Origin of the sequence: Zemynaea arenosa (assembly GCF_004614185.1) — a bacterium.
Classification (GTDB): Bacteria; Pseudomonadota; Gammaproteobacteria; order Burkholderiales; family Burkholderiaceae_D; genus Telluria; species Telluria arenosa.
On record NZ_SPVF01000027.1, the window covers coordinates 1 to 3,088 of the forward strand.

The 3,088-nt window shown below is 69.6% G+C and carries 3 protein-coding genes and 1 pseudogene; 2 read left to right on the forward strand and 2 right to left on the reverse strand.

The features are described 5' to 3' along the window. A partial coding sequence (locus E4L96_RS01850) for an anti-sigma factor family protein (RefSeq protein ID WP_181017568.1) occupies window positions 1-407 on the reverse strand: 407 nt, incomplete at its 3' end. Continuing rightward, the gene (locus E4L96_RS01855; RefSeq protein WP_135205542.1) at window positions 404-898 is read right to left on the reverse strand and encodes an RNA polymerase sigma factor; all 495 of its coding nucleotides are present in this window, start codon (window positions 896-898) and stop codon (window positions 404-406) included. The genes E4L96_RS01855 and E4L96_RS01850, both read right to left, overlap by 4 nt. A gap of 88 nt (window positions 899-986) precedes the next feature. On the opposite strand from E4L96_RS01855, the gene E4L96_RS01860 reads away from it, so the two are divergent. After that, on the forward strand, window positions 987-2,390 hold the full coding sequence (locus E4L96_RS01860; RefSeq protein WP_229414184.1) for a S8 family serine peptidase: 1,404 nt from the start codon (window positions 987-989) through the stop codon (window positions 2,388-2,390). Between the two features lie 117 nt (window positions 2,391-2,507). Further along, window positions 2,508-3,088: pseudogene (locus E4L96_RS01865) on the forward strand (hypothetical protein); the annotation flags it as partial.

The window sequence follows — 3,088 nt, forward strand, 5'->3', positions numbered from 1 at the left end:
AGTTCACCGCGCGCGACCAGGGCGCCGCCCTCGCTGCCGATCGGGCCGCGGCCCTGCAGCCACATGCTGCCCGCCGCCACGCCGGCCACCACCGACGCCGCAAGAGCCCCCCACTCGGGCCACGACCAGCGCCTCCGCGCACGCTCCTGTTCCCGCGACTCGCGATGCGCGTCCAGCGAAATCACGGACGGTGGAGTGCTGGCGAGAAGCTCGGTGAAGCGCGCGGGCGGGGGTTCGACCAGGGTGCCGCTGAAGGCTTCCGCCAGCTGGGCGCGCAGGGCGCGGTGAGCGTGGACCTGCTCGGCCAGCGCCGGGTCGTTCGCTATGGCCGCTTCCACTGCCGCACGCTCCTCCTCCGGCAGTTCGCCGTCCGCATACGCCATCAATTGTTCGTCGCTGATCGTCATGCTGATGCTCTCGGTTGTTCGGCCAGGATGGCCTGCAATGCCTCGCGTGCTCGCGCCAGGCGGCTGGTGAGCGTGCCCACCGGGATCGCGAGCACTTCGGCCGCTTCCTTGTATGGCAGCCCGTCCACGAGCACCAGGCCAATCACGATGCGGTGGTCCTCGGACAGCCGCGCCACCGCGCGCTGCACGTCGAGCCGCTGCTGGTGCGCTTCCGCCGACGCGTCGCCGACCAGCAGCCCGTCCTCCTCCGGCGCAAACAGCTTGTCGCGCCGCTGGCGGCTGCGTACTTCATCGATCCACGCGTTCTTCATGATGCGGAAGATCCAGCTGTCCAGGCGCGTGCCGGGCTGCCACTGCGCGCCATGCACGAGCGCGCGCTCCAGCGCGGCCTGCACCAAGTCGTCCGCGTCTTCCCGGTTGTAGGCGATGGTCCGCGCAAAGCGGCGCATCCGCGGCAGCAGCGCCGCGATCTCTGCGTGCAGCGATGTCATGGTCTATGTGGATAACGACTGGGCTGCGGATTTTCTTCCGTCGGCCAATCGTTGAATAAGGTGTGACTGGCTATATTATCATCGGCTCATGCATATGTTTCGCTCTCTTGGCTGCGCGCTCGGCGTGGCTGCGGTTCTTCTTTTTTCTGGCGCGGATGCGAGGGCGCAGCTGCGGTTGCCGTCCTTGCAGTTGCCGCTGCCGGGACGCGTAGGGCCGCTGGATACGCATCTGTTGCAGGATCCGCTGCGGCCGGTGCAGAGCGTGGCCGGCCAGCGGCTTGATGTGGCGAGGGAGCTGCTGCGCAGGCATGCGGATGTGCTACGGGTGGATCCGCGCGGGTTTGTGGCAGTGGCGGGGCAGCTGGTGGCGGTGGCGCCCTCCGCGGCTGGGTTGGCAGCGGCCGAGCGGCTAGGCCTTGTGCGACAGGCGGAAGCTGCTGGCGTTCCAGGCGAGCCAGAAGAGGATGCGGTGGTGATCCTGCGCGTGCCGGCCGGCGTGGATGCGGCGCGGGTGCTGGCGCAGTTGCGGTTGGCCGATCCGGATGGCGCGTATGACTTCAACCATATCTACTTCGGTGCAGAGGCCGCGATGGGCGTGGCCGCCGGCAGGTCATCGGGTCCGGGAGATGGGGCCGGGACGAGCGGCGGCCAGCGCGGACGCAGCGGAGACGGCGTGGCGGACGGAGTGGCGCGGCCTGGTGCGGGTGCGCTCGCGGGAACCGATGGCGCGCCGGCGCGGGCGGGAGAGCGGCGGATCGGATTGGTCGATAGCGGGGTGGATGCGCGGCATATCGTGTTTTCGCGGGCGCGCATCGAGCAGTGGGGCTGTGGGGGAATGGCGCGGCCAGCGCAGCACGGGACAGCGGTGGCGTCGCTAATGGTGGGACGGGCGCGCCGCTTCCTTGGCGTGGCGCCGGAGGGCCACCTCTACGCGGCGGATGTCTATTGCGATGAGCCGACCGGCGGCTCGGCGGACCGGATTGCGGCGGCGCTGGCGTGGTTGGGGCGGCAGCAGGTGGGGGTCATCAACCTGTCCATCGTCGGGCCGCCGAATGTGGTGCTGGAGCGCGTGGTCGCCAATATGATCAAGCGTGGGCATGTGCTGGTGGCGGCGGTAGGGAACGATGGACCTGCGGCTGCGCCGCTATACCCGGCCAGCTATCCCGGTGTGGTGGGTGTGACGGCGGTGGACCGCAACGGACAGGTGCTGCCGGAAGCGGCGCAGGGGCCGCAAGTGATGTTCGCGGCGCCCGGGCATCAGATGGTGAGCGCGGACTGGGAGAGCGGGGCGTTTCGCGCGGTGCGCGGCACGTCTTTCGCGGCGCCGATTGTCGCGGCGCTGCTGGCGGAGCAAGTGACGGGGCCGGATGTGGCGCTGGCGCGGCGCGCGGTGGACGCACTGAGACTGCGGGCTGGAGGTGTGCGCTCGCCAGTTCTCGGGTTTGGCGTGGTGGGTGCGGAGTTCAGGATCGATCCGGGCGTCATCCGCTGATCACGCATTCGGCTGAGTTACGAATTCTTACACTTGGGCTGGGAAGGAGTTGGGGGCGCGGGGCGTTTTCCTTGCAGAGGCGGCGGAATGGTCCGCGCCAGATCAAGGAGACCAATCATGCAAACCAAGACCTTCATTCGTGCCCTGTCGATCGCTGTGTCGTTGATGGGCGTGTGTGCCACGGGCAGCGCCGAGGCGCGGCAGCTCGGGGGGATGCTGGGCGGCGGGATGCGCGGAGGGCTGGGCGGGTCGCTTGGGGGGATGAGCAGCTTCAATGGCATCGGGCGGCCGCTGGGCGAACTGCAGCCCGCCGTGCGCAGCACCGTCGATAGCGCGCGCGCCACTGCAAGCAGCGCGCAAGGCAGCATGCAAGGTGCGGCCAATGGCAGCGCAACCGGCAATGCAACCGGCAGCGCGACCGGTAGCGCAACCAGCGACGCCGCACGCAGTGCAAACGGCAGCTTGGCCGGTAACGCGGCCGGTGGCGCGACGGGCAGTGTCGTCAGCGATGCAGTGCGCGGCGCGAATGGCAGCGCTGCGAATTCTGCGGAACACAGTGCCAACGGCAGCGTGGCCGGTACCGCGGCGGGTGAAGGGGCGCTCGGTGCGGCGCGCGGACTGACGGCGTCGGGCGATGGCGCGCTGAATGGCAGCCTCGCGTCCACCGCGAGCACCGCCACGAACGGGGCGGCTAGCGG